Genomic DNA, 23,177 nt, shown 5'->3' with positions numbered 1-23,177 from the left:
ATATGGGATTGGTTGCCGCTACTATGGGCGGCAGTGCAGGTAGGTAACATGCACGTAACAATGTGGGCCGGCAGAAGGCCTGCCCAGCTTTACAGATAAGGAGGAGTGATGGGTCAGGATCAATCTTCAGTGTTTGATCTCGCGGCAGTGGCTGCAGCGTCCAACGGAGGGAACAACGACCCGCTGCTGCCTCCGGCGCGTTATATTGGAGCTCCGCAAAAGCCCAGCAAGATGCCGTACAACAAGTACGTCGCATACGATAAGCAGGTGCCGTTTGATTACCCGGAGCGTACGTGGCCGGGCAAGCGACTGCAGCGTGCACCGCGTTGGTGTTCCGTCGATCTTCGTGACGGCAACCAGGCCCTCGTCAACCCGATGGATTCCGAGCGCAAGCTGCGTTTCTGGAATCTGCTGGTGTCGTTGGGCTTCAAGGAGATCGAGGTCGGCTTCCCGTCGGCTTCCGAAACCGATTACGATTTCATTCGTATGCTGATCGAGCGTGAGCTCATTCCTGACGATGTTACGATCGTGGTGCTGACGCAGGCTCGCGAGCACCTGATTCGCAAGACTTACGAGTGCCTGAAGGGTGCCAAGCGCGCCGTCGTGCACTTCTATAACTCCGTGTCCGTGCTGCAGCGTGAGGTCGTGTTCCGCAAGGATAAAGCCGGCATCAAGAAGCTCGCCACCGACGCGGCCACCCTGTGCAAGGAGCTTGAGGGCGAAGCCCAGGGCATCGACCTGTATTACGAGTATTCTCCGGAATCCTTCACCGGCACCGAGCCGGAGTACGCCGTTGAGGTGTGCAATGCGGTGATCGACGTCATCAAGCCGACTCCGGAGCATCCGATGATCATCAATCTGCCGGCAACGGTGGAAATGACAACGCCGAACGTGTTCGCCGATCAGGTGGAATACGTGTCGAACAATCTGGTGCCGCGCGACGCCGTGGTGCTGTCGCTGCACCCGCACAACGACGAGGGCATGGGCGTGGCCGCCACCGAGCTGGCCGTGCTTGCCGGCGCCGATCGTGTCGAAGGCTGCCTGCTGGGCAACGGCGAGCGCACCGGCAACGTCGATCTGGTCACGCTTGGTCTGAACTTCCTCACGCAGGGCATCGATCCGCAGATCGATTATTCCAACGTTCCTGAGATTCGCAAGACGGTTGAGTACTGCAACCAGCTGAAGATTTCCGAGCGTCACCCGTATGCCGGCAATTTCGTGTTCACCGCCTTCTCCGGTTCTCACCAGGATGCCATCAAGAAGGGTCTTGAGGCTCGTCAGGTGGCCGCCGATCGTGCCGGTGCCGATTTGGACAGCTTCGTGTGGCTGGTGCCGTACCTGCCGATCGATCCGAAGGATATCGGCCGCACGTACGAGGCCATCATCCGCGTGAACTCCCAGTCCGGCAAGGGCGGCATGGCCTACCTGCTGAAGACCAACCACAATCTTGATCTGCCGAAGCGTCTGCAGGTCGAGTTCGACAAGGTTGTGCAGGCGTACGCCGATGAGACCAAGAAGGAAGTCAAGGACGAGGATATTTGGCGTCTGTTCAAGGACGAGTATCTGCCGGTCGAAGAGTCCGGCGCTACTGCGGCTGGTGCCGTGGTCGGCGATAGCAAGGACGACTCCCTCGAGCAGTGGGGCCGTCTGAAGCTGCTGAAGGTGTCGGTGTCGTCCGGTGAAGATGGTTCCGATACCGTGCTGAAGGCCAGGATTCTTGACCGTGGCGTGAACGTCGGCGTTGATGAGCCGGTGGAGCGTGAGGTTTCCGGCATGGGCAACGGCCCGCTTGCCGCTTTCCTGAACGCGCTGAGCAACTTCGGCATCGAGGCTTCCGTGATGGATTACGTGGAGCACACCATGTCCGTCGGCACCGACGCCATGGCCGCCTCCTACGTGGAATGCCAGATCGGTGAGGAAGAGGATCCGCGGATCGTGTGGGGCGTCGGCATTGACACGTCCATCGTCACCAGCTCGCTGAAGGCCATTATTTCGGCCATCAACCGTTCCGAGCGCTGATTTCCGCGGGTTTTCGGTTCTCGTAGCTGAAGGGCTTGTGATGTACTTGCGAGTACGTCACAAGCCCTTTGCTTTTTGATTTCATAGGATTCCCGAGTTTCCGGATTTTCCAGTTTTTCCGGATTATTCGGAAACTCGGAAATTCAGGATTGCGATCCCCAAATGCAGACATTGTTGCCGATTGCGGAGAACGTCATGACCGGCTTGCCGTCGATCTCGCGGGGGAGTGTTGCGAACCGTGCAATGTAGGTCACGTCGTCCAATCGGATTTCCGCGTCGCTTGCGCAACAGTTGAATCCGTTCACGGCGCCGGAAAGCGGTTTCCACGATCCGCAGGTGATCGGCCCGTCCGTCGACCTCGGCAGATTCGCGTCGGGAGTATCGAAGAAACTTACGATTTCACCCCGGGTGATCCGCCCGTCCTCATGGAACGTATATCGCGTCGGACGATTGATGCCAACGTACGTGCCATCATTCTCTTGCTTGCCGTTGAAGAACGTATGCTGATCATGCAGTACAACGTTGTAATCGCCTGTGATATCGGCAATGCCGGTCGGCGCGACGGCAACGGAACCGCGGTATTCGTATGGTGCCGCAACCAGCCAGCCGTCGGAAGTCGGCAGTAATTCGCGTACGTGAGATTCGTAATCTTCATCATCGCCCTCGCTAAAGCGTTCCGCGAAACGGGTGTGGTAGACGAGGAACATGCGACCGTCCTTCGACCGACGAATGGCGGAATTATGCCCCTGCGAGACTTCGACATCGGCAAGTTCTGCCGGACCGCCATCCCACTGTACGGAAGACGTCAATCGAATGCCGGTGCCGCGCTCCTGATTGTCGGGAATCTCACCGTACGAAATCGCGGGATTGCCGTTCTGGTCCACGTACGGGCCAAGCAGCGATTTTGAACGGAACAGACGAATCTGATATCCGCCGGTGCGCCCAAGCCAGCCGTACGACATGAACAGATACCACCATCCGTTTTCACGAATGAAGTACGATCCTTCGCCGGAATTCCAGTAGCCTCCGGCCACTTTCACGCCGTAATAAGGATCGGAGGAATCCTTGACCAGCGGGTATCGCACGGAATAATCACGCAAGCCGGTTTCCGGATCGAGCTTGAACATCCAGATGCCGCCGAACCATGAACCGAAACTCATCCACATTTCGCCGTGCTCGCACAATGCGGGCGCCGCGTCGATGGCGTTGATGCGCGTGTCTTTGAGCGACAGGTAGCGGGTCAGGTCATAGCCGACGGTGCCATCGGTTTTGGGCTCAAGTTCCAGCACTTTCGGCACGTCGGTGTTCCACAGGTTGCTCTCGTCGAAACCGGAATATACCACCGGCCCCACGTACGTCCAGTCGCCGTCCACATGGTCGGCGGTCAACAGCACGATCACCGAGCGGAACTGGTCGCCGTTCACCGACAGGTACATGCACCACTTGCCCATGGTCTCGTTCCAGATCACGTCGGGCGCCCACGTGTTGCCGAGCAGGTCGGGATTGGAATCCTGTTTCGGCCATGCCTGCCAAATATCGCCGAGCAGCGCGTACGGGTCGCGGCTCAGATTGTTATCGAACCGCTCCCAATGCACCATATCCGTGCTGCGCGCGCACCGACGATGCGTGCCGAACAGATAGTAGACACCGTTTTCCTCGACGATTGCGGGATCGTGCACGGCCACCCGACCGTTGGCGAGCGTGTGCTCGATGCCGTTGGGCGAGGTGGCCGGTGCCGCAGATAGTGGTTCTGCAGACGATTGCACTGCAGCATTCACGGTTGTTGTGCCGTTTTCACTCACTTCTGCGACCCCCAAATGCACAGATTGTTCGTGCCCAGAGCGCTGAAGGTCATGACTGCCTTGCGATCCTTGTCTCGCGGAAGCTTGTCGAACGCGCCGGAATACGTGACTTCGCCCTCGTCGCCGGTGAGCTTAAGCGTCATCTGGTTGGCGCCTTCCACGGCCTCCCAAGTGCCCGTCTGGTCGCCGGTCACGGTGCCGTCTTCCTTCAGGGTGATGTTGATGGGCTTGTTCACGCCGCGATAGACGGTGCTCGTCTTATCGGTGACCTTCTTCGGGCCCTTGAAATAGCTGGACTTGTCGTGCGTCACCATCTCGTAATCGCCGGCGATGTCGGCGGTCTTGTAGCCCTTCTTGTCGGCCTTGGTGCCCGTGTATTCGTACGGTGCGGCCACCAGCCATCCGTCGGAGGTCGGCAGCAGCTCGTGCACGCGCACCTCATGCTTTTCGCCGGAACCGGAGAAACGGGTATGGTACACGAGGTAAGCGGTGCCGTCGTCGTCAACGAACGCGGAATTGTGGCCCTGGGAGACCTCGATGTTCGCGTTGTCGTTGCCGCTCCACTGGATCGAGCTCATCAGGCGCTCGCCGATGTCGCTTTGCCAGTTGTTGCCGATGGCCTTGGTGGAAATCGCGGTGTTGCCGGCTTCGTCAACGTACGGGCCGGTGATGTCCTTGGAGCGGAACATGCGGATCTGGTAGCCACCGGTCTGCTGCAGCGCGCCGTAGGAGGCGAATAGATACCAGTAGCCGTTGTCGTGCAGCAGGTAGGAGCCTTCGCCGGAGTTGCCGAAGCCGCCGCCGAGCTTCACGCCATAGTAGGCGTCGGACTTGTTCGCTTCGGTGGGGTAGGTGGAGTTGTAGTCGCGCAGGCCGGTCGCCGAGTCGAGCTTGAACATCCACATGCCGCCGAACCAGGAGCCGAAGGTCATCCACATGTCGCCGTTGTCATCGGTTTTCACGCACGGGTCGATGGCGTTGATGCCGGTGTCGGTCTGCGAAGTGTAACGGGTGATGTCGGCATCCTCGCCAAGCACCTGCGGCACGTCGGTCTTCTTCACGTTCACGCGTTCGAAGCCGGAATAGACCACCGGGCCAACGTACGTCCAATCGCCTTCGATGTCGTCGGCGGTGAGCAACACGATCACAGAACGGTAGTTCGCGCCGTTGATCGACATGTACATGCACCACTTGCCCATGGTCTCGTTCCAGATCACGTCCGGTGCCCACATGTTGCCTTTGACGTCAGGATTGGAGGACTGCTTCGCCCAGCCGTCCCAAATGTCTTTGAAGATCTTCTCGTAGTCGGTGCTCAGATTGTTGGTGAAGGTGCTCCAGTTGATCAGATCGTCGCTTTTGAGCCAAGCGCGATGTGAGCCGAAAATATAGTATTTTCCGTTGGCTTTGACGATGGAGGGATCATGCGATTCGCCGCGCTTGATGCTGGCGGTGCTGGTTTCGGCTTTCGACGATGCGGACGATTGCTTCGTCGAATTGCCGGAGCATCCGGCGAGCGTTCCGACCAGCATGGCTGCGGCGATGATGCCTGACGCGATCTGCTTTGCTGTTGTACGGAATTTCATTTTTCCCCTTCCTTGCGGATGACATTGATTTGTACAACGATGTAATTTCTTGTATAGTGTACAACGTTGTAAAGAAAAGTCGAATCATAAGGGGTTTCTCGATGTCGAGTTCCTACGAATTGCTGTGCTACACGCGCGAAGCCACCGGCCGTGAAGAGGCGAATAATGAAGACATCGCCTACAGCATGCATCTGGCGTTGCGTGCGAGCGAAACCGCGGAATGGAAGCCGTTGAACGAGAATTACGGCATCTTCTTCGCCGCCGGCGTACCCATTCAGGCCGCCACCGCCGAGGCTCGTCGCGCGTGCGTCGCAGCTGCGCCGGTCGCTGCCGATCCGTTCGACACGCCACGCCCAGCCACCGATGCCGTTGCGTACGGCGCGGTGATGCCCGGCATCGATATCACGTTGAAATCGTTGAAGGATCCGTACCTGTTCCGCATGAAAGGCGGTGGATTCGCAATCGCCGCCACCCGTACCGAGCGTGGAGGAGCGCCGGATGGTTCCGAGGAATCGGCGTTCCTGTTGGCCGTCAGCGACGATCTGACCTCCTTCACGCAGCTTGGACTGGTGATGCTGCGTACCGGCGGTGGCGTCAATCGTCCGTCTGTCGCATTCGACGCGGACGCCTCCCGTTATGTGATTTCCTGGACGTCGAACGACGGCAAATCGTATGTCGCGACCGTTGCCGATATTGTCGCCGCGGCCGAATCCGGCGAGTCGATCGATATTGCGGAAGCTGTGGTAACGGCGGAATCAAGCCGTTCCTGCGATTGCAATATTCCCAATGCCGTTCCTGGCAACGTGATTGCCGTCACTGAAGAAGAAGCGTCGAAACTGATCGAACGATTCGGTCGTATTTACAACGTTGAAACATCGGTGGCGACGCAGCATATCGACATGACGGCAAGCAGGGAAGCGGCCTGTGAAGCCGTGCAGACACTCGCCAAGGTCCGCGCCGATCTCGTCTACAGCGACGGTTCCGGTGCCACCCGTGCCGTGGATTGGAACAAAGACGAACTTGAGGCGATTGCGCAGGACGCCGCCGAAGGCAAGCTCCAGCCGGGCGACACGCGCACGGTGAGCGGCCGCATCCGCCAAACCGTATACCCGGTGCCATTTGCCGTGGAGCGTGCGGACCCGTCGGTGTTCGCTTGGAATTTCAACGGCAAGCCGATGTTCATGTTCATCGCCACCGACGATACCGACGGCAACTGCGTCGATCCGAACGATGGCGCCACGCATATGCCGTTGCGCATCGCCGACTCCATCGAAGCGCTTTCCGACGCGGCGGGCGGCCGTGCCAAGGAAATCGATCTGCTCAAATGCGGTGATTACAACGCTGAAGGACGTGCCATGACCGGCTGCTTCTGGGCGCCGGAACTGCATGTCATCGATGGAAAACTGTCGGTGCTCTTCATGCCATGCTTCGATGGGCCGGCCACCAATCCAGACGGCACGCCCAACGATCGCGCGGGCAAGCCGGACATGTGGACGGGCAGCTGCCATATCATGCAGCTCAAGCAGCATTCCGACGGCACGGATTTCGATCCGCGCGAACCCGAAAACTGGACGGTGCCGAAGCCGATTCTCACACCGACCGGCGGCGTGCTCAATCCCATCCAACGTATCTCGCTCGACATGACCGTCATCAGCGATTCCGGCCGCTGGTATTACGCGTGGCAGCAGGTCGGCAGCATTTGGATCGCCAGCTTCGATCCGGCCCGTCCGGAACGGCTTACCTGCGAGCCGAAGCAGGTCGTTGTGCCGGAATTCGCGTGGAACAATATGATCGCCGAAGGTCCGAACGCCATCGTGCATGATGGCACGATCTACCTGATTTATTCCGGCTCGCTGGTCGGCATTGACTACACCACCGGTCTGGTCACCGCTCCGGCCGGGCAGGACGCCGATCTGACCGATCCGAACGTGTGGACGAAGCTCGACTATCCGCTGCAGAAATCCGGAGTATACAACGGGCAATGGCAGCTTGGCACCGGCCATGGCATGTGGTCCAACGACGAGGACGGCAATCTCATCTATGTATTTCACAATGCGGAATACGAGAATGGACGGTATGGCGGCCGCGACGCCCAGGTGCGCCGCGTGCACTGGTCCAAGGAGGGTATGCCGATACTGGACATGCAGGCGGCGGAAGAGCTCAATCCGGACTATGCTGATATAACGATGAAAATCGTGGTTTCCGGCAATAAAGGCTGATTTTGTTGGCTTCAGCGCCGCAAGGGGCGAAAGCCGGTGTTGGGGCCGAATGTATGAGACGTTTTTGGTGAAAAGGGGTTGACATGCCGAAGCAGAATGGCGCCAACGGCGAGCACGTGGTGACCATGCGCGAGGTCGCGAAGGCGGCCGGCGTATCGATCAAAACGGTGTCGAATGTGGTCAACGACTACGAGTTCGTGTCGCAGGCCACGCGAGACAAGGTCAACAAGGCCATCGACGAGCTCGGCTACACGCTGAACGTGTCCGCGCGCAATCTGCGCAGGGGACAGACCGGCATCATCGGCCTCGCCATTCCCGATCTGCAGATGCCGTACTTCGCGCAGCTTTCGTCGCTGGTCATCGAAGAGGCCAAGAAGCTGGGCCTGCGCGTGATCGTCGAGCCGACGCAATACTCGCGCGAAGGCGAGATTGAGGCGTTGCACGGCTCCCAGCAGACGATGATCGACGGCCTGATCTACAGCCCGCTGGAGCTTGACCAGGACGACGTCGACCAGCTGGACGTGGACTACCCGCTGGTGCTTGTCGGCGAACGCATCTTCACCGACAAGGTGGACCATATCGCCACGGAAAACGTGGAAGGTGCCAAGCGCGCCACGTCGTATCTGCTGCAGACCGGCTGCAAGCGCGTGGCCGTGGTCGGCGTGCATCCGGGTGAGAAGGTCGGCTCCGCCGCGCTGCGCTATCAGGGCTACCTTGAGGCGTTGGAGGAGGCCGGCGTCGAATTCGACGAGCGTTTGGTGGTCGAGTCGGGCATGTGGCATCGTAGCGATGGCGTGCGCGTGATGAACGCGCTGCTTGATTCCGGCGTGGTTCCCGACGGCGTCGTCGCGCTGAACGACATGCTCGCCTCCGGTGTGATGCATGCGATCCAGATGCACAATCTGCGCATTCCCGAAGATATTTCGGTGATCGGTTTTGATAATTCCGACGATTCGCAGTATTTGTCTCCTGCGTTGACGTCGATTGCTCCCGGTCTTGAGGCGGTGGCGCGTCTGTCGGTGAAATTGCTGAAGGATCGTATCGACGGGGTTTCGCCGTCGAAGGATCTCAAGCCGGAGCAGAAGGTGTTCCGCAAGGTTTCGTCGTCGTTGGTAGTGCGTCAGTCCACCAAGCTGCCCACGAATTCCTTGGTGGTGTGATCTTCCTCTTCTTTTGGAAGGAAGGAAGTAATTGGTGCCTCGGCGCTTGCGTCCGGTTTTTTACGGATTGCCGGTGCCGAGGTTTTTGTTTTCCCTTTCTGGCGATTGTCTGTTGCCGGGTACTGCGATTCGATTCTTCCGAGGAGTCGGATGCGAGAAACACGCGGTGCGTTCCTCCGATTTGTTACAACGTTGTAATAGTGATATATTCAACGTTGTAAATTACTGGAACAGCGGATTGAAAAGGAATAGACATGGCTGTTTACAACAATCCGATCGTGCTTCAGCGCGCAGATCCTTGGGTCCTCAAAGTTGACGGCGAGTACTACTTCACTGGCTCCGACCCGGAATACAACTGCATCGCCATTCGTCACGCATCGAACATCAACGACCTGCAGAAAGCCCCCGAAACGGTGGTGTGGCGCAAGCATGAGTCCGGACCGGCGAGCATCTATATTTGGGCGCCGGAACTGCACCGCATCAATGGCGCTTGGTACATCTACTTCGCAGGCGCCGCAACGGATTTCGAGGCCTCCGGCCTACCGACCCACCGCATGTTCGTGCTGGAGAACACCGATGACGACCCCACCACCGACAACTGGGTGGAAAAGGGTCAGATCGTCACCCCGATCGACTCTTTCGCGCTCGACGCCACCACCGAGATGATCGACGGCGTGCAGTACTTGGTCTGGGCCCAGAAAGATCCCGCCATCGAAGGCAACTCCAATCTGTACATCGCCAAGATGGCCAACCCGTGGACGCTGGAAAGCGAGCCCGTCATGCTCTCCAAGCCGGAATATGACTGGGAGTGCATCGACTTCCTCGTCAACGAAGGCCCGGCCTTCCTGTTCCACGAGAACAAGATCTACATCACGTATTCCGCCTCCGGCACCGGTGTGCCGTATGCCGTCGGTCTGCTGACCGCCGAGCGCGGCAGCGACCTGCTGAGCAAGGATTCCTGGACCAAGAGCCCGGTGCCGGTGTTCAAGACCTGCGCCGAAAACGGCCAGTACGGCCCCGGCCATAACTCGTTCACCAAGTCCGAAGACGATTCCGAAGACCTGATGATCTATCACTGCCGCAACTATACGGAAATCAAGGGCGATCCGCTGTTCGACCCGAATCGTCATGCCCGTGTCGGCGTGGTCAAGTGGACGGAGAACGGCCCCGACTTCGGCGTGCCGGAACCCGACAATCTGTGGACCCCAACCACCACGGACGTGCTGCCAGCCGATGGCGGCGCTCTTGCGGGAACGCCGGTAGCGAACTGACTTGCGTAATCGTAAGAAACGTTGCGATTCCAATAAAAACGAATAATTGAAGATTATAAAGAAAACAGCTTTTCCATCGGCGTGTTTCCGATTTGTACAACGATGGAAAAAGCTGTATAATCAAAATTACAACGTTGCAAACGGCAGTGCAGCTGACGAAGCGTGAACGACATCGCAAACAAGGTTGTTGATGAATGTCACTGCAACGGTTGGAGGAAATGTCTTGGGAGACCAAGAGGAAAAGGAGAAATCCATGAAGATCAAGAAGAGCACCAAGGCTCTTGCGGCCGCGGCCTCCTTGGCCATGATGGCCACCGTCGGCCTGTCCGCCTGCGGCGGCAGCAGCAACGACGCCGAGACGACCGCTGACGGCAAGGTCAAGATCACGATGTGGCACGGCTTCTCTGAGGCCGATGGCAAGACCCTCGAGTCCATCGTCGACGACTTCAACAAGTCCCAGGACAAGTACGAGATCGACGCCCAGCTGCAGCCGTGGAGCACCATCGGCGAGACCATGGTGACCAAGGTCACCTCCGGCGACGGCCCGGACTTCGTGACCACCGGCGCCGACAATGGCCAAGGCTGGTCCATCGACGGCACCTTCCAGTGCGTCACCGATTTCTATGACGACAAGGACAGCGGCACCGATGAGTACATCGAGAACGTCGTTGACCAGATCACCTTCAACATCGACGGTTCCGAAGAGAAGTGCGGCGTCCCGATGGGCTACGCGCCGACCGCCGTGTGGTACAACACCGACATGTGGAAGGCTGCCGGCCTGACCGACGCCGACTACCCGCAGACCTGGGATGAGCTGCTCGAAGTCGCTAAGAAGCTCACCAAGTCCGATGGCTCCCAGTACGGCATCGCTTTGCCGGATCTCGGCTGGGCTCCGTTCCTGAAGGGCAACGGCTCCGGCATCTACACCACCGATGGCAAGGTCTCCATCAACACCAAGGAGAACAAGGCCTTCCTCGAGAAGATGCGTGACTTCTACAAGGGCGGCTACTCCGTGTCCGGCATGGATGAGACCGCTGCTCGTGAATCCTTCGAATCCGGCCAGTCCGCAATGGTGATCGTCGGACCGTGGGAGGATCAGGCCTCCACCGACAAGGGCATCAACCACGACCTGTTCCCGGTTCCGAACGGTGACGGCACCTATGTGTACCCAGACGGCACCAAGGGTTCCAACACCGGCTCCACCGGTCTGTACTGGTGGGTCACCTCCCAGGTTGGCGACTCCGCTAAGAAGCAGGGCATCTACGACTTCTTCAAGTTCTACAACAACCACGACAACCAGGTGACCTGGTCCCTCGGTTCCGCCTATCCGCCGAACAACACCACCGTCACCGCCGATGAGCTCTCCGAGCGTCCGCTGATCGCCAAGATCGGTGAGAACACCAGCAAGTCCTTCATCGGTATCGCAGGCCTCAAGGGCGGCTTCGGCGACATCGCCGCCTCCGTCGACACCCTGACCTCCAACACCGCCCGCACCGACGACGACATCCAGAGCCTGCTGGACGACGCCGAATCCCAGATCCAGGGCTACCTCGACGAGTACGCCGAGTAAGCGAAGCGGGATTCACCTACAATCAACATAAGTGAGCGGGCCTGACCCGCTCACCACCCCAGCAAAAGGCCACGGTGCTGGCCCTCACGCCAGCGACGTGGCCTTTTGCTGTATTAAAAACACATCCCTGGTGGCATTAAGGAGGAGATAATGGCACAAGCAACTGCCGCCCCAGGATCCGCGCATTCCGCAGTGGCCAAGGAGAACAAGAAGGCGATTCAGGCCCGCAACCTGCGCACCGGCCTGCTGTTCACCGCACCGGCCCTCATCGTTCTCGCAATCTTCGTTTTCTATCCGGCAATCAAGACGTTCATCACGTCTCTGACTTCCGACCGCATCAACCGCGCCGGCAAGTTCGTCGGCTTCGACAACTACGTCAAGCTGTTCCAAAGCGCCGACTTCTGGACCGACGTCAAGAACACCCTCGTCTACGCAGTGGCCTACGCTCCGATCGTCGTGATCGTCGCACTCGCGTTCGCACTGCTGCTCAACCGCAAGGACCTCAAGTTCGTCGGATTCTTCCGTACCTGCATGTTCCTGCCGTTCGTCATCTCCCTGACCGTCGCCGCCATCGCATGGCAGTTCATCCTCTCCCCGTCGCTAGGCCTGGTTCCGTACTGGATCCAGCAGCTGACCGGCATCGCGCACGTCGATCTGCTCGGCACCCGCGAAACCGCCATGGCGGCCATCGTCTTCATCACCGTGTGGAAAAACTTCGGCTACTTCATGGTCATCTTCCTCGCAGGTCTGCAGGGCATCTCCGCCGAACTGTATGAGGCCGCTTCCCTCGACGGCGCCTCCGCATGGCAGAAGTTCCGTTACATCACCCTTCCGGCGCTGCGCCCGACCTTCAACTATGTGGTCATCTTCGGCCTCATCGGTTCCTTCCAGGTCTTCGATCAGGTCTTCATCCTGACCTCCGGCGGCCCGGCACGCGCCACCGAAACCATCGTGTACCGCATCTACACCGAGGCATTCGGCAACGGCAAGCTCGGTTACGCATCCGCACTGTCGTACGTGCTGCTGATCATGACGCTCATCGTGGGCCTCATCCAGCTGTACACCAACAACAAGCATGAGAAGGAGGAAATCGCATGAGCACCGCGACTCTTTCCGCACAAGAGCAAGAGAATGCCCGCATCAACGCCGAAAACGAGCGTCTTCGCAAGCAGGCGACCCGCAAGCGTCGCATCGGCCTGGGCTTCAGCTACTTCGCACTGATCCTCATCACCATCCTGATGATCTTCCCGCTGCTGATCGTCGTGCTGGTGTCGTTCACCCCGAACGCCATCACGCAGACCTGGCCGCCGAAGCTCATTCCGAGCCAGTTCACCCTTGAAAACTACCAGTCGCTGTTCAAACGTCTGCCGATCGGCCGAGAAATGCTCAACACCGTCATCTTCGCCGGTGCCGTGACCATCATCTCCGTGTTCTTCGACTCCCTGGCCGCCTACGGCCTGTCCCGTGTGAACTTCAAGGGCCGTGGCCTGCTGCTCGGCGTGCTGATTGCCACCATGATGATCCCGGGCATGGCCCTGCTCATCCCGGTGTACAAGCTGCTCGCCAACATGGGCCTCATCAACAGCTACTGGGGCATCATCATCCCGCGTATGGCCGACGTCGGCGGCATCTTCCTGCTGCGCCAGTTCTTCATCTCCATTCCGAAGGACCTCGACAACGCGGCCCGCATCGATGGCGCAGGCGAATTCCGCATCTTCGCGCAGATCATCCTGCCGAACGCGGTGCCGGCCATCCTCACCGTGGGCATGTTCAACTTCATGGGCAACTGGAACGACCTGCTCTGGCCGTTGATCATGACTTCCAAGCCGGAGACCCGCACCATCACCGCAGGCCTCGCAATGCTGACCGGCCACGGTTCCTCCGTCACCCCGTACGGCGTGGTGATGGCAGGCGCCCTGATCTCCGCACTGCCGCTGCTGGTGGTCTTCTTCTTGGTGCAGAAGCGCTTCGTCGAAGGCATCGCCATGACCGGCATGAAGTAAAGCCCAACTTCATCGCCTGATCAAACAATCCGTAATTGAAAATCCATAATTGAACCTTGTTTTCCTTCCTTCGATAACCGCACCGTTTGGTGCATAGAACAAGGCCGTCGGCGTGGCTCCTCCCCACGGTGGCGGCCTTGTTCTGTATTCTCGTAAAAAACGTTTGTACACGTATTCGATACACGTATGTAGACGACGCAAAGGAGCGCGCATATGACTTCGCATATTCTCGAACGGGTCCCTCTACAGCAGGTGAGGCTACTGCCAGGAGAACATTTTGACGCTCAACAGGCCGGCGCGCGGTACCTGCTTGATCTCGACGTCGATCGCCTGCTATATCCCTTCCGCAGGGAGGCGGGACTGCCGCAGCCGACCGATGCCGACGGCAATCCGGTAACGTCGTACCCGAATTGGGAGGAAACGGGGCTTGACGGCCATATCGCAGGGCATTATCTGTCGGCTTGCGTCGGATTCGCGCAAGTCGCAGACGATCCGCAACCGTTCATCGACCGCGCCGCCACCGTGGTGCGGTCATGGCATGAATGCCAGCAGTCGTTTGCCGGCGATGCTGTGATGCGCGGGTATGTGGGTGGTGTGCCTGATTCCCGCACCGTGTTCGGGCGCCTTGCCGCAGGCGATGTTGAATCGCAGAATTTCTCGATGAACGACGCATGGGTGCCCATGTACAACGTTCACAAAACGTTCGCCGGTTTGTTGGATACATGGGCCGATTTTGCTTCTATCGATGAACAGACTTCGCAGCTGGCACGTACCGTCGTGCTTGATCTGGCCGATTGGTGGTGCCGTATCGCCGAGCCGCTGGACGACGAGACCTTCGACAGGATTCTGGTGAGCGAATTCGGCGGCATGTGCGAATCGTTCGCCGAACTGTACGCGCGTACCGGCGAGGAGCGCTACCATGTGATGGCCGACCGCTTCAAAGACCACGCCATCTTCGACCCGCTGGCGCAAGGCGAGGATGTGCTCACCGGCATGCACGCCAACACGCAGATTCCCAAAGTGCTTGGATGGGAACGTTTGGGCGCGATTTGCAACGATGAACAGGCCGACGCCGCCACTAACACCTTCTGGGATTCCGTGGTACATCACCGTTCCGTAAGCATCGGCGCGCATTCCGTGTCCGAGCATTTCCACCCGACGGACGATTTTTCATCCATGATCGAATCGCGAGAAGGCCCGGAAACCTGCAATTCGTACAACATGTCGAAACTTGCGGAACGACTGTGGCTGCGTTCCGGCAGCGCCGACTATATCAACTTCTACGAGCGGGTGCTGGAAAATCACCTGCTGTCCACCATCAATCCGAAGCAGCCGGGATTCGTGTATTTCACGCCGATGCGATCGCAGCATTATCGTGCCTATTCCACACCTCAGGAATGCTTCTGGTGTTGCGTCGGTTCGGGATTGGAGAATCACGCCCGATATGGACGATTGATTTACGCGCTGCAGCGGCCGGCTGCGCAGGATTCGGCTGATTCGGCTGCTGCTGGTTTTGCCAGTTCTGCCGCCGAGACGGGCAATACCGTTTCAAACAATGCCGAGGCGGAAGCTACGCGCCTGCTGGTCAATCTGTACATCGATTCCACCTTCGACTGCCCGGAGCAGGGTCTGCGCATCACGCAGCGCGCCGCTCGCATTGAGGATGGCGTCGATTACACGGTGACGTTCACATTGGAATCCACGGCCGAGCATGTTCCCGATACTCCCGGTGGTTTGCGGGAAACCACGCTGTTTCTGCGCCGTCCGTGGTGGGCGGAGCATTACGGCGTGATGGAAGCCACCTGCGCCGTCTGCACGCTTGATCCGGCACGCACCAACGATATTCCCGAAGGATATCTGCCGTTGCGTCTGCGCTGGAACGGCGTTGCGGAAGTGGTGATGCGGTTGCGGCCGCGGATCACCGTCGAGCGTATGCCGGACGGTTCGCCTTGGGTCAGTTTCATGAAGGGGCCGAAGGTGATGGCGCTGGCTTCGGATAGCGACGATATGGACGGCGAATTCGCGGACGCCGGCCGTATGAGTCATATTGCCACCGGTCCGTTGCGTCCGCTCATATCCATGCCGATCATCAACGGCAATCCGGTCAAGGCGTGCGCGCAGGTTTCCAGACCGTACGTGCATGGCCTCACCGTTGCCGCGACGGACGTTTCCGGCCGTACCATGCTGTTCGACATGCATGAGTTCAGCAGTATGCATGGCTGCCGGTATTCCGTGTATCTGCCGGTTGCCGACGATGGCAACGTGTGTGCGTTGCGCGCGCAACTGGCCGATATCGATGCGCGTCAGGCCGCTAGCGAGCAGACCGTTGTCGACACCATCGCATGCGGTCAGCAGCAATCGGAAATCGATCATCGGTATTCGGGCGATAACGACATGATGGGTGCCGACGGCACGTTGCATTGGCGTCGCGCGTTGGCTGGTGGCGAATTCCAGTATGCGATGCGCGGGCGTGGTCAGGCGCATCGTTTGGAAATCGAGGTGATTGCCGATTCCGCGGAAAGCGACGGTGAAAACGCGGCGTATGAAGTGACGCTCGACGGCCTGCCATTGCAGCGTGGCGAGCATCGTCGCATCGACGGCGATCCCACGGCAATCGACGTGTATCCGCTGCCGGATGCCGCAGAAACTGCGGAAACCGCGGAAAATATTGAGAATACCGGAGAAAACGACAATGCTGACGACGCTGCGATCGTACGCATCTCGGCTTCGGCGCATGACGGCGCGAAAATCACCGCCCTACGATTGCATAAGTAGGATTGCAGCGATGAAAATCGCGATATGGCAGACGACTGACCGTCCGGGGGCGTCTGCCATATCGCGATCCGGTGATTGGAGGATGCTGATACGCATTGTGGCGGCAACGATGGTATTCGTTGCCGCCACAATGTTTTTTGCGGTTGCTTTGCCGGTTGCCGTTCCGGCTGGCGTCGGTTGCCGTCAATGAGTGGGTGTCTTGCCTGCCGCCGACGGTCGTTGCGACGGTTATTGGGCTCCGTTTGACTGGTCGTCTCCGGAGTTGTCGCCACTGCTGTTGCCGCCGTTGCCGCCGTCTCCGGAGTTGTCTCCGCCGTTATTGCCGCTGTCTCCGCTGTCTCCGCCGTCTCCGGAGTTGCCGCCGTCTCCGTTACCGCCGCTGTTCTGATCGCTGTTTTGCGTAGGATCGGGTGTGGTCTGCTCGGTGTTCTCTTCGGCCTTCGGCATCTCCTGATTCTGCCGTGTCTCGGTCTTCTGCGCGCCGGTGCCCCATGTGCCGTCCGGGCCGCCGATCTTGCCGTTGTCGGTCGGTTCGGTGAAGGTCAGCACCTCCTGATTCTGCAATGCGAGCGACATGAACTCCTCGAACAGATGCGACGGGTAGCCCGTGGAGGAAACGCCATAGCCTGCGAACGATGGCACTTCCTGCGCGCTGCCGTCTTCCGCAGGATTCCAAATGGCCCACACATTGAGCAGCTGCGGCGTGTAGCCCACGAACGAAGCGGCCTTCTCGTCGTTTGCGGTACCGGACTTACCGGCCACCTGACGTCCGAGACGTGTCGAAACGCCAGCCGCGGTGCCATACGTGGTGGTGCCCTGCATGGCCTTCTGCACCAGATGGCAATCGTTCGCATCGAACACCTGCTGGTTCTCCTGAGCCGTCTTGTACAGCTCCTTCGAACCGTCGGACGTGAGCACCGTGTCGACGATGTGCAGCGTGTTCTTCACGCCATCGTTCGCAATGGTGGAGTGGCCTTGCGCCAGATCCCACACGGTAATGCCGTTGATGCCCAGAATGTTGTAGGTGGTGTCTTCGGCGATGTCTTCCTCAATGCCCGCCTGATGCGCGATCTTGGCGAGATTCGCGGCGCCGAGGTGCTTGTTGACCTCCATGAACACCGTGTTCACCGAATTCGCGGTCGCCTGATAGAGGTTGATATACCCGTAATTGGTGTTCAACGCGTTCGGCACCTGCGCGGTGGTTCCCGGCGTCGTTTCAAACGTCAGGCCGGAATTGCCGTTGAAGATGGTGTTGAAATTCACACCCTCCTGCGCGGCTCCCAGCAAGCCGAACGGCTTCATGGTGGAACCCGGTTCGAACGTGGCCTGCGTGGCGTTGTTGAGCTGCTTGGTGAGGTAATCGTTGCCCGCATACATGGCTTTCACGGAACCGGTCTTCTGATCGACCGCAATACCGCCCACCTGAATACTTTCCGGCATGCCCTCCGGTCGGGTGTCGCCGACCTGCTGAATCTCGTCCTGCATGTCCTTGTCGAGCGTGGTGACGATCTTGTAGCCGCCGGTTTCCAGATCATCGGCGGTGAACGCCTTGGAATTGACCAGTTCGTTCTTCACCGTGGTCAGCAGATACCCGTTCGCGCCGGCCATCTGGTTGCTCTGCTGCATTTCCGCCACGGCAGGGAACTGCGCTTCCTTCTTCTCCTGGGCGGTGATGTAGCCGTCTTCCTTCATGATGCTGAGCACGCGGTCATATCGCTTTTCGGCCTGTTCCTGATTGACGGCCGGATCCCATGAGCTCGGCGCCGGAATGATACCGGCCAACATGGCGGCTTCCGACAAGGTCAGATCGCTGGCGTTCTTGTTGAAATACGCCTTCGCCGCCGCCTGAATGCCATATGCGCCACGACCAAGATAAATCGTGTTCATGTAATTGCATAGCACCTGGCTCTTATCTTGTGCCTGCGCGATCTTGATGGCCAGGAACGCTTCCCTCAGCTTGCCGGAATACGACGTGGTTTCGCCCAAATAGTAGCGTTCCGCATACTGTTGGGTGATGGTCGAACCGCCCTGACGGCTGCCTGTGGTCAGATTCGTATACAGCGCTCGCGCGATGCCATACAGATCGATGCCCTTGTTGGTGTAGAAGGAACGGTCTTCCGACGCGACGATGGCATTGCCCACGTAATCCGGCAATACCGCACAGTCGATGATTTCGCGGTTCTGTTCCGCGTAGCTGCCAATTTCCGTAGTGCCGTCGGCATAGTAGACGGTGGTTTTTTCGGCGAGGGCGAACTTTTCCGGTTCGGGGATTTCCGTGGTGATATACATGTATGCGAACAGGCCGATTCCTGCCGCGAGCAGCGCTGCGAAGATGCCGAGTGCCCACTTCAGCACGAGATGCTTGCGCTTGTTCTGCTTTTTCTGAGGTCCGTTGGCGCGGTGCGATCCGTGGTTCTGCGGCTTGGGCGCGCTATGGGATGCGTTGCTGCGATTGCTGCCGGCGCCGCCGCTGCGGGCGCTTCTTGAGCGTGAGCTTACGCTTCGTGTGTGTGAAACCATAGGTTCCACCGTAGCTGATTGACTTGAGAAATCAGGTGAAAATGGGGTGAGTTTGCCCTTGGGAGGGCATTTTTTGCGCAGCTCTTTTACAAATCGACAGTTTGTGGGTCGTTGTCTCAATATCGGCTTATTTTCAGGGTTTTATCAGTTTTTCAGGTGCCTTTTCGCTGTTTCGCAGGTATGCTTGAAATTTGGTACCTGTGAAACGCATATATGCATATATAACAGAGGAGTCGTTTACAGATGAGCATTCGTGTAGCTATCGCTGGCGTTGGCAATTGCGCTTCTTCGCTGGTGCAGGGCGTTGAATACTACAAAGACACGAAGGACGAGGATAAGATTCCCGGTCTGATGCACAACAATTTCGGCGGATATCGCGTGCGTGACATTGAATTCGTCGCCGCATTCGATGTGGACGCGCTGAAGGTCGGCAAGGATCTGTCTGAAGCCATCGAAGCGTCGCAGAACAACACGATCAAATTCGCCGACGTGCCGAATCTGGGCGTCGAAGTGCTGCGCGGCCCGACCAACGATGGTCTGGGTGAATACTATCGCCAGATGATCGAAGAGTCCGACGCCGAGCCGGTCGACGTGGCCCAGGTGCTGCGCGACAAGAAGGTCGACGTGCTCGTTTCCTACCTGCCGGTCGGTTCCGAGCAGGCCGACAAGGCATACGCCCAGGCCGCCATGGACGCCGGATGCGCGTTCGTGAACTGCCTGCCGGTGTTCATCGCATCCGATCCGGAATGGGCTCAGAAGTTCCGTGACGCCGGTGTGCCGATCGTCGGCGACGATATCAAGTCCCAGGTCGGCGCCACCATCACGCACCGCGTGCTCGCCCGTCTGTTCGAGGATCGTGGCGTGCGTCTGGACCGCACGTACCAGCTCAACGTGGGCGGCAACATGGACTTCATGAACATGCTGCAGCGCTCGCGCCTGGAATCCAAGAAGATTTCCAAGACCCGCGCCGTCACTTCCGTGGTGCCGCACGATATGGATCCGCATAACGTGCATATCGGTCCGTCCGATTACGTGGCATGGCTTGACGACCGCAAGTTCGCGTTCGTGCGTCTTGAAGGCACTACGTTCGGCGATGTGCCGCTGAGCTTGGAATACAAGCTGCAGGTGTGGGATTCCCCGAATTCCGCCGGTATTGTGATCGATGCCGTGCGTGCCGCCAAGATCGCGCTCGACCGTCATCTGGCCGGCCCGATTCTGGCTCCGAGCTCCTATTTCATGAAGTCGCCGGCCGTGCAGCACGAGGATGGCGAGGCCCGCCGCTTGGTGGAGGAGTTCATCAAGGGCGAGGTCGAAGGCAGCGAAGAGCAGCTTGACGCCGATGTCGCCGCCGCCAAGGCAGCTGGCAAGGATGTGTGGCGCGCCTGATTTTTAGTTCGCCTGATATGAGGAATCCCCAATCTACCGTCGGTGGATTGGGGATTTTTAATTACGATTTGGAAACGATGCGTATCGTCACTTCTTGAGAAGGGGTTCGACCTGTTCCTCGTACGCGGTCAACGCGGTGTCGATCACATTGTGCATGTCGTAGTATTTGTACGTGCCCAGACGGCCGCCGAACACCGTCTTCGGCTCGGCCTTCGCGAGCTCCTCGTACCTCGCGTACAGCGCCTTGTCGGCCTCGGTGTTGATCGGATAGTACGGCTCGTCGCCACGCTCGGCGAAACGGCTGTACTCCTCCCACACCACGGTCCTGTCGGGATTCTGCGAGGCGGCGCGCTCCGGATTGAAGTTCTTGAACTCGATCGCGCGCGTGTACGGCACGTCCGCGTCGGAGAAGTTCATCACCGGGCAGCCGAAATGGTCGCCCTCGTCGTAACGCACCTCCTTGAAGTCGACCGTGCGCCACTTGAGCTCGCCCAGCGAGTAGTCGAAGTAGCGGTCCACCGGGCCCGTGTACACCACCGGCACGCCGGCCGCGGCCAAAGCCGCCTTGTTGTACGGCTGGGACCCGTCGAAGAAATCGGTCTCCAGGGTCACATGGATGCGCGGATCGTCGATCATGCGCTCCATCCACGCGGTGTAGCCGTCGGCCGGCAGGCCCTCCCACGTGTCCTTGAAATAGCGGTTGTCGTAGTTGAAGCGCACCGGCAGGCGGTTGATGATGCCCGCTGGCAGGTCCTTCGGATCGGTCTGCCACTGCTTGCCCGTGTAGTTCTTGATGAACGCCTCGTACAGGGGGCGGCCGATCAGCGAAATGCCCTTGTCGTTGAGGTTCTGGGGATCCTTGCCCGCCAGCTCGCCGGCCTGCTCGGCCACGAGCGCCTTGGCTTCGGCGGGCGTGTAGTGCGCGCGGAAGAACTGGTTGATGGTGCCCAGGTTGATCGGCAGGGGGTAGACCTCGCCGTCGTGGGTGGCGTACACGCGGTGCACGTAGTTCGTGAACGAGGTGAACCTGTTCACGTAGTCCCACACGCGCTTGTTGGACGTGTGGAACAGGTGGGCGCCGTACTTGTGGATCTCCGCGCCGGTCTCCTCGTCCATGTAGCTGTACGCGTTGCCGCCGATGTGGTCGCGCACGTCGATGATCTCCACGCGCACGCCGAGCCTCTCCACGGCCTGCTGGGCCACGGTCAGGCCGAACAGGCCCGCGCCCACGACCACCAGATCGGGATATTCCACCGCTTCAGTCATAAGAACAACCTTCCGAACTTAAAACAAACACACAATATTCGTGTGCGATTCCTCATCAAGCATACCCGTCCGCCCTCCTTAACGCGGGATGCTCATGGGAAAGCGGCATTTTGACGTTTGATTTCCCTGTGTCGCTGGTCGTGGGGCTGGCTGCTCCACGGATCATGGCATGGTCTGTGTGGTTCGTGCGCGGCCTGTGGCGCGGGTTGCGCTGCGGTTCGTGCGGCTTGCGGCGCGGTTCGGTCCGGGCATGGTGTACACTGGTCTTTGCCTCCGCGTGGCGGTACGTCACCCAACTCCCCCAGGGCAGGAATGCAGCAAGGGTAAGTGGCCTCTTCCGGGTGCGTGGAGGTTTTCTTATATCTTCATGCCATTCGCGCATACCGTAGAGCCAATGCCGTATTCTCGATGATTATGACCGACGAATTCAAGCCAATCATCCGAGACCCGCACAAGTCCGCGAATATGCTGGAACAGCCGGTCGCGCCCGTTCCCGTGCCGCAGCCGCCGTCTGATCCGATCGAACAGGTGCTTTCCCCACGTGAAGTGAGCGAAGGGCTTGCCGAAGCCGATCCGCTGACCCGTCATCCGCGCGTGTCGAGCATTATGCTCAGCGTGGTGTTCGGTCTGCTGCTGCTTGCCGCCGCGGTGGGCGTCTGGTGGTTGGGCGTGCGCACGATGGAAGGCCAAAGCTATGAAGACATGGTCTGGTCGAAATTCGATGCGGCCCTGCCGGGATGGCTGGAACCGGTCGTGCATGTCTTCACCATTTCCACCGTTGTAATCGCAACAAGCGCAATCATGTCGATAATCGCCCTCGCCGTACTTATCGTAAGAAAACGATGGCTGTTGATTGCTCAACTGGCGGTATTCGGCGGAATCTGCTTTGCCGCAGCAGAGTTGCTGAAGCCGCTGCTGCCACGTCCGTACTTAATCAATCTGGAATCAAATCCCAATAATTCCGCGCCTTCCGGGCATGTCATACTCGCCGCCGCGGCAGGAATGATCCTACTATGCGCCGTGCCTCGCGTATGCCGTGCGCTCGTTGCCGTGATCGGCTGGCTGTATGCGGTACTCGTCGGATTGTCGGTGATTGCGGGACAGTGGCACCGGCCGACCGACGTGATCATGGCGTTGCTGATCGTCGGCGGAGTGGCAATGATCACGCTTGCCGCGACGTTTGCGAACGGCATGGATGAGCCCGGTTCGCGTGCGTCGTCGCCTTCCGTGCAGATCGTCGGCAGCGTGCTGTTGACGTTCGGCGTGCTCGGCACCCTGTATGGCGCATACATTATTTGGCAGATTCAGCCGGGACTTGCGATGAGTGCGGAATGGACGAATTCCGGCGCGCACCTTTCCACGGTGATTCTGACGGCTTCCGTTGCGTCGTTGGTGTTCGGGCTGGTGTTGACCATGCGTCAGCTGACCGCCTCGCCATTGACGAAACTTGGGCTTGTCGGCGCACCTCCGGCCCCTCCGAAACGCTGACGGCAAAACGTACGATCACGCCGAAAATTTCCGGCACCGGTCGCTCGCGCCACACGGACGGTTTGCCAACTGCATACGGTCAGTGAGTATTATTGCGTTGCAAACGCTAGTAATA

Annotated in this window: 14 protein-coding genes and 1 other RNA gene; 11 read left to right on the top strand and 4 right to left on the bottom strand. The window is 59.0% G+C overall.

What is annotated here, in order from left to right:
• Positions 1-108: 108 nt before the first annotated feature.
• Positions 109-2,019, top strand: a complete 1,911-nt coding sequence (leuA, locus tag KSY55_RS01795; RefSeq protein ID WP_004220294.1) for a 2-isopropylmalate synthase — start codon at positions 109-111, stop codon at positions 2,017-2,019.
• Between the two features lie 143 nt (positions 2,020-2,162).
• On the opposite strand, the gene KSY55_RS01790 is transcribed toward leuA, so the two are convergent.
• Positions 2,163-3,836, bottom strand: coding sequence for a glycoside hydrolase family 43 protein (locus tag KSY55_RS01790; protein WP_254881819.1), 1,674 nt, complete (start codon positions 3,834-3,836; stop codon positions 2,163-2,165).
• A complete protein-coding gene (locus KSY55_RS01785) occupies positions 3,818-5,404 on the bottom strand; it encodes a glycoside hydrolase family 43 protein (RefSeq protein WP_217749461.1) in 1,587 nt (528 codons plus the stop codon). The genes KSY55_RS01790 and KSY55_RS01785 overlap by 19 nt, the downstream gene beginning before the upstream one ends.
• A 101-nt stretch (positions 5,405-5,505) precedes the next feature.
• On the opposite strand from KSY55_RS01785, the gene KSY55_RS01780 reads away from it, so the two are divergent.
• The 7 genes from KSY55_RS01780 to KSY55_RS01750 all read left to right on the top strand — a co-directional run bounded on the left by KSY55_RS01780 (position 5,506) and on the right by KSY55_RS01750 (position 16,402).
• Complete coding sequence (locus KSY55_RS01780) at positions 5,506-7,623, top strand: family 43 glycosylhydrolase (RefSeq protein ID WP_217749460.1); 2,118 nt, start codon at positions 5,506-5,508, stop codon at positions 7,621-7,623.
• 83 nt (positions 7,624-7,706) lie between these two features.
• Entirely contained in the window at positions 7,707-8,783 is a 1,077-nt protein-coding gene (locus tag KSY55_RS01775; RefSeq protein ID WP_022245262.1) for a LacI family DNA-binding transcriptional regulator, read from the top strand.
• Between the two features lie 254 nt (positions 8,784-9,037).
• Positions 9,038-10,054 carry a family 43 glycosylhydrolase gene (locus KSY55_RS01770; RefSeq protein ID WP_217749459.1) on the top strand — a complete coding sequence of 339 codons (1,017 nt, stop codon included), beginning with the start codon at positions 9,038-9,040 and terminating at the stop codon, positions 10,052-10,054.
• Between the two features lie 253 nt (positions 10,055-10,307).
• A complete protein-coding gene (locus KSY55_RS01765; RefSeq protein WP_033524187.1) occupies positions 10,308-11,624 on the top strand; it encodes an ABC transporter substrate-binding protein in 1,317 nt (438 codons plus the stop codon).
• A gap of 150 nt (positions 11,625-11,774) precedes the next feature.
• On the top strand, positions 11,775-12,722 hold the full coding sequence (locus KSY55_RS01760; RefSeq protein WP_004220281.1) for a carbohydrate ABC transporter permease: 948 nt from the start codon (positions 11,775-11,777) through the stop codon (positions 12,720-12,722).
• On the top strand, positions 12,719-13,627 hold the full coding sequence (locus KSY55_RS01755; RefSeq protein WP_004220280.1) for a carbohydrate ABC transporter permease: 909 nt from the start codon (positions 12,719-12,721) through the stop codon (positions 13,625-13,627). Before KSY55_RS01760 ends, KSY55_RS01755 begins: the two co-directional genes overlap by 4 nt.
• A gap of 213 nt (positions 13,628-13,840) precedes the next feature.
• Positions 13,841-16,402, top strand: coding sequence for a beta-L-arabinofuranosidase domain-containing protein (locus KSY55_RS01750; protein ID WP_065441536.1), 2,562 nt, complete (start codon positions 13,841-13,843; stop codon positions 16,400-16,402).
• Between the two features lie 228 nt (positions 16,403-16,630).
• Here KSY55_RS01750 and KSY55_RS01745 read toward each other — a convergent pair whose 3' ends face one another.
• Positions 16,631-18,922 carry a transglycosylase domain-containing protein gene (locus tag KSY55_RS01745; RefSeq protein WP_217749458.1) on the bottom strand — a complete coding sequence of 764 codons (2,292 nt, stop codon included), beginning with the start codon at positions 18,920-18,922 and terminating at the stop codon, positions 16,631-16,633.
• A 243-nt stretch (positions 18,923-19,165) separates the two neighbouring features.
• On the opposite strand from KSY55_RS01745, the gene KSY55_RS01740 reads away from it, so the two are divergent.
• Positions 19,166-20,308: an inositol-3-phosphate synthase gene (locus tag KSY55_RS01740; protein ID WP_004220270.1), complete on the top strand. Its 1,143-nt coding sequence runs from the start codon at positions 19,166-19,168 to the stop codon at positions 20,306-20,308.
• 87 nt (positions 20,309-20,395) lie between these two features.
• Here KSY55_RS01740 and glf read toward each other — a convergent pair whose 3' ends face one another.
• The gene (glf, locus tag KSY55_RS01735) at positions 20,396-21,574 is read right to left on the bottom strand and encodes a UDP-galactopyranose mutase (protein ID WP_022245394.1); all 1,179 of its coding nucleotides are present in this window, start codon (positions 21,572-21,574) and stop codon (positions 20,396-20,398) included.
• 267 nt (positions 21,575-21,841) lie between these two features.
• Here glf and ffs point away from each other — a divergent pair.
• Together ffs and KSY55_RS01725 are read left to right on the top strand one after the other, a co-directional pair.
• An RNA gene (gene ffs / locus KSY55_RS01730) (signal recognition particle sRNA small type) lies at positions 21,842-21,932 on the top strand.
• Between the two features lie 56 nt (positions 21,933-21,988).
• Positions 21,989-23,062: a phosphatase PAP2 family protein gene (locus tag KSY55_RS01725; protein ID WP_034880314.1), complete on the top strand. Its 1,074-nt coding sequence runs from the start codon at positions 21,989-21,991 to the stop codon at positions 23,060-23,062.
• The last annotated feature ends 115 nt before the right edge of the window (positions 23,063-23,177 follow it).

The organism is Bifidobacterium sp. MSK.13.1, assembly GCF_019131435.1.
Taxonomy (GTDB): Bacteria; Actinomycetota; Actinomycetes; order Actinomycetales; family Bifidobacteriaceae; genus Bifidobacterium; species Bifidobacterium pseudocatenulatum.
This window is presented reverse-complemented; position numbering and strand designations above follow the sequence as displayed.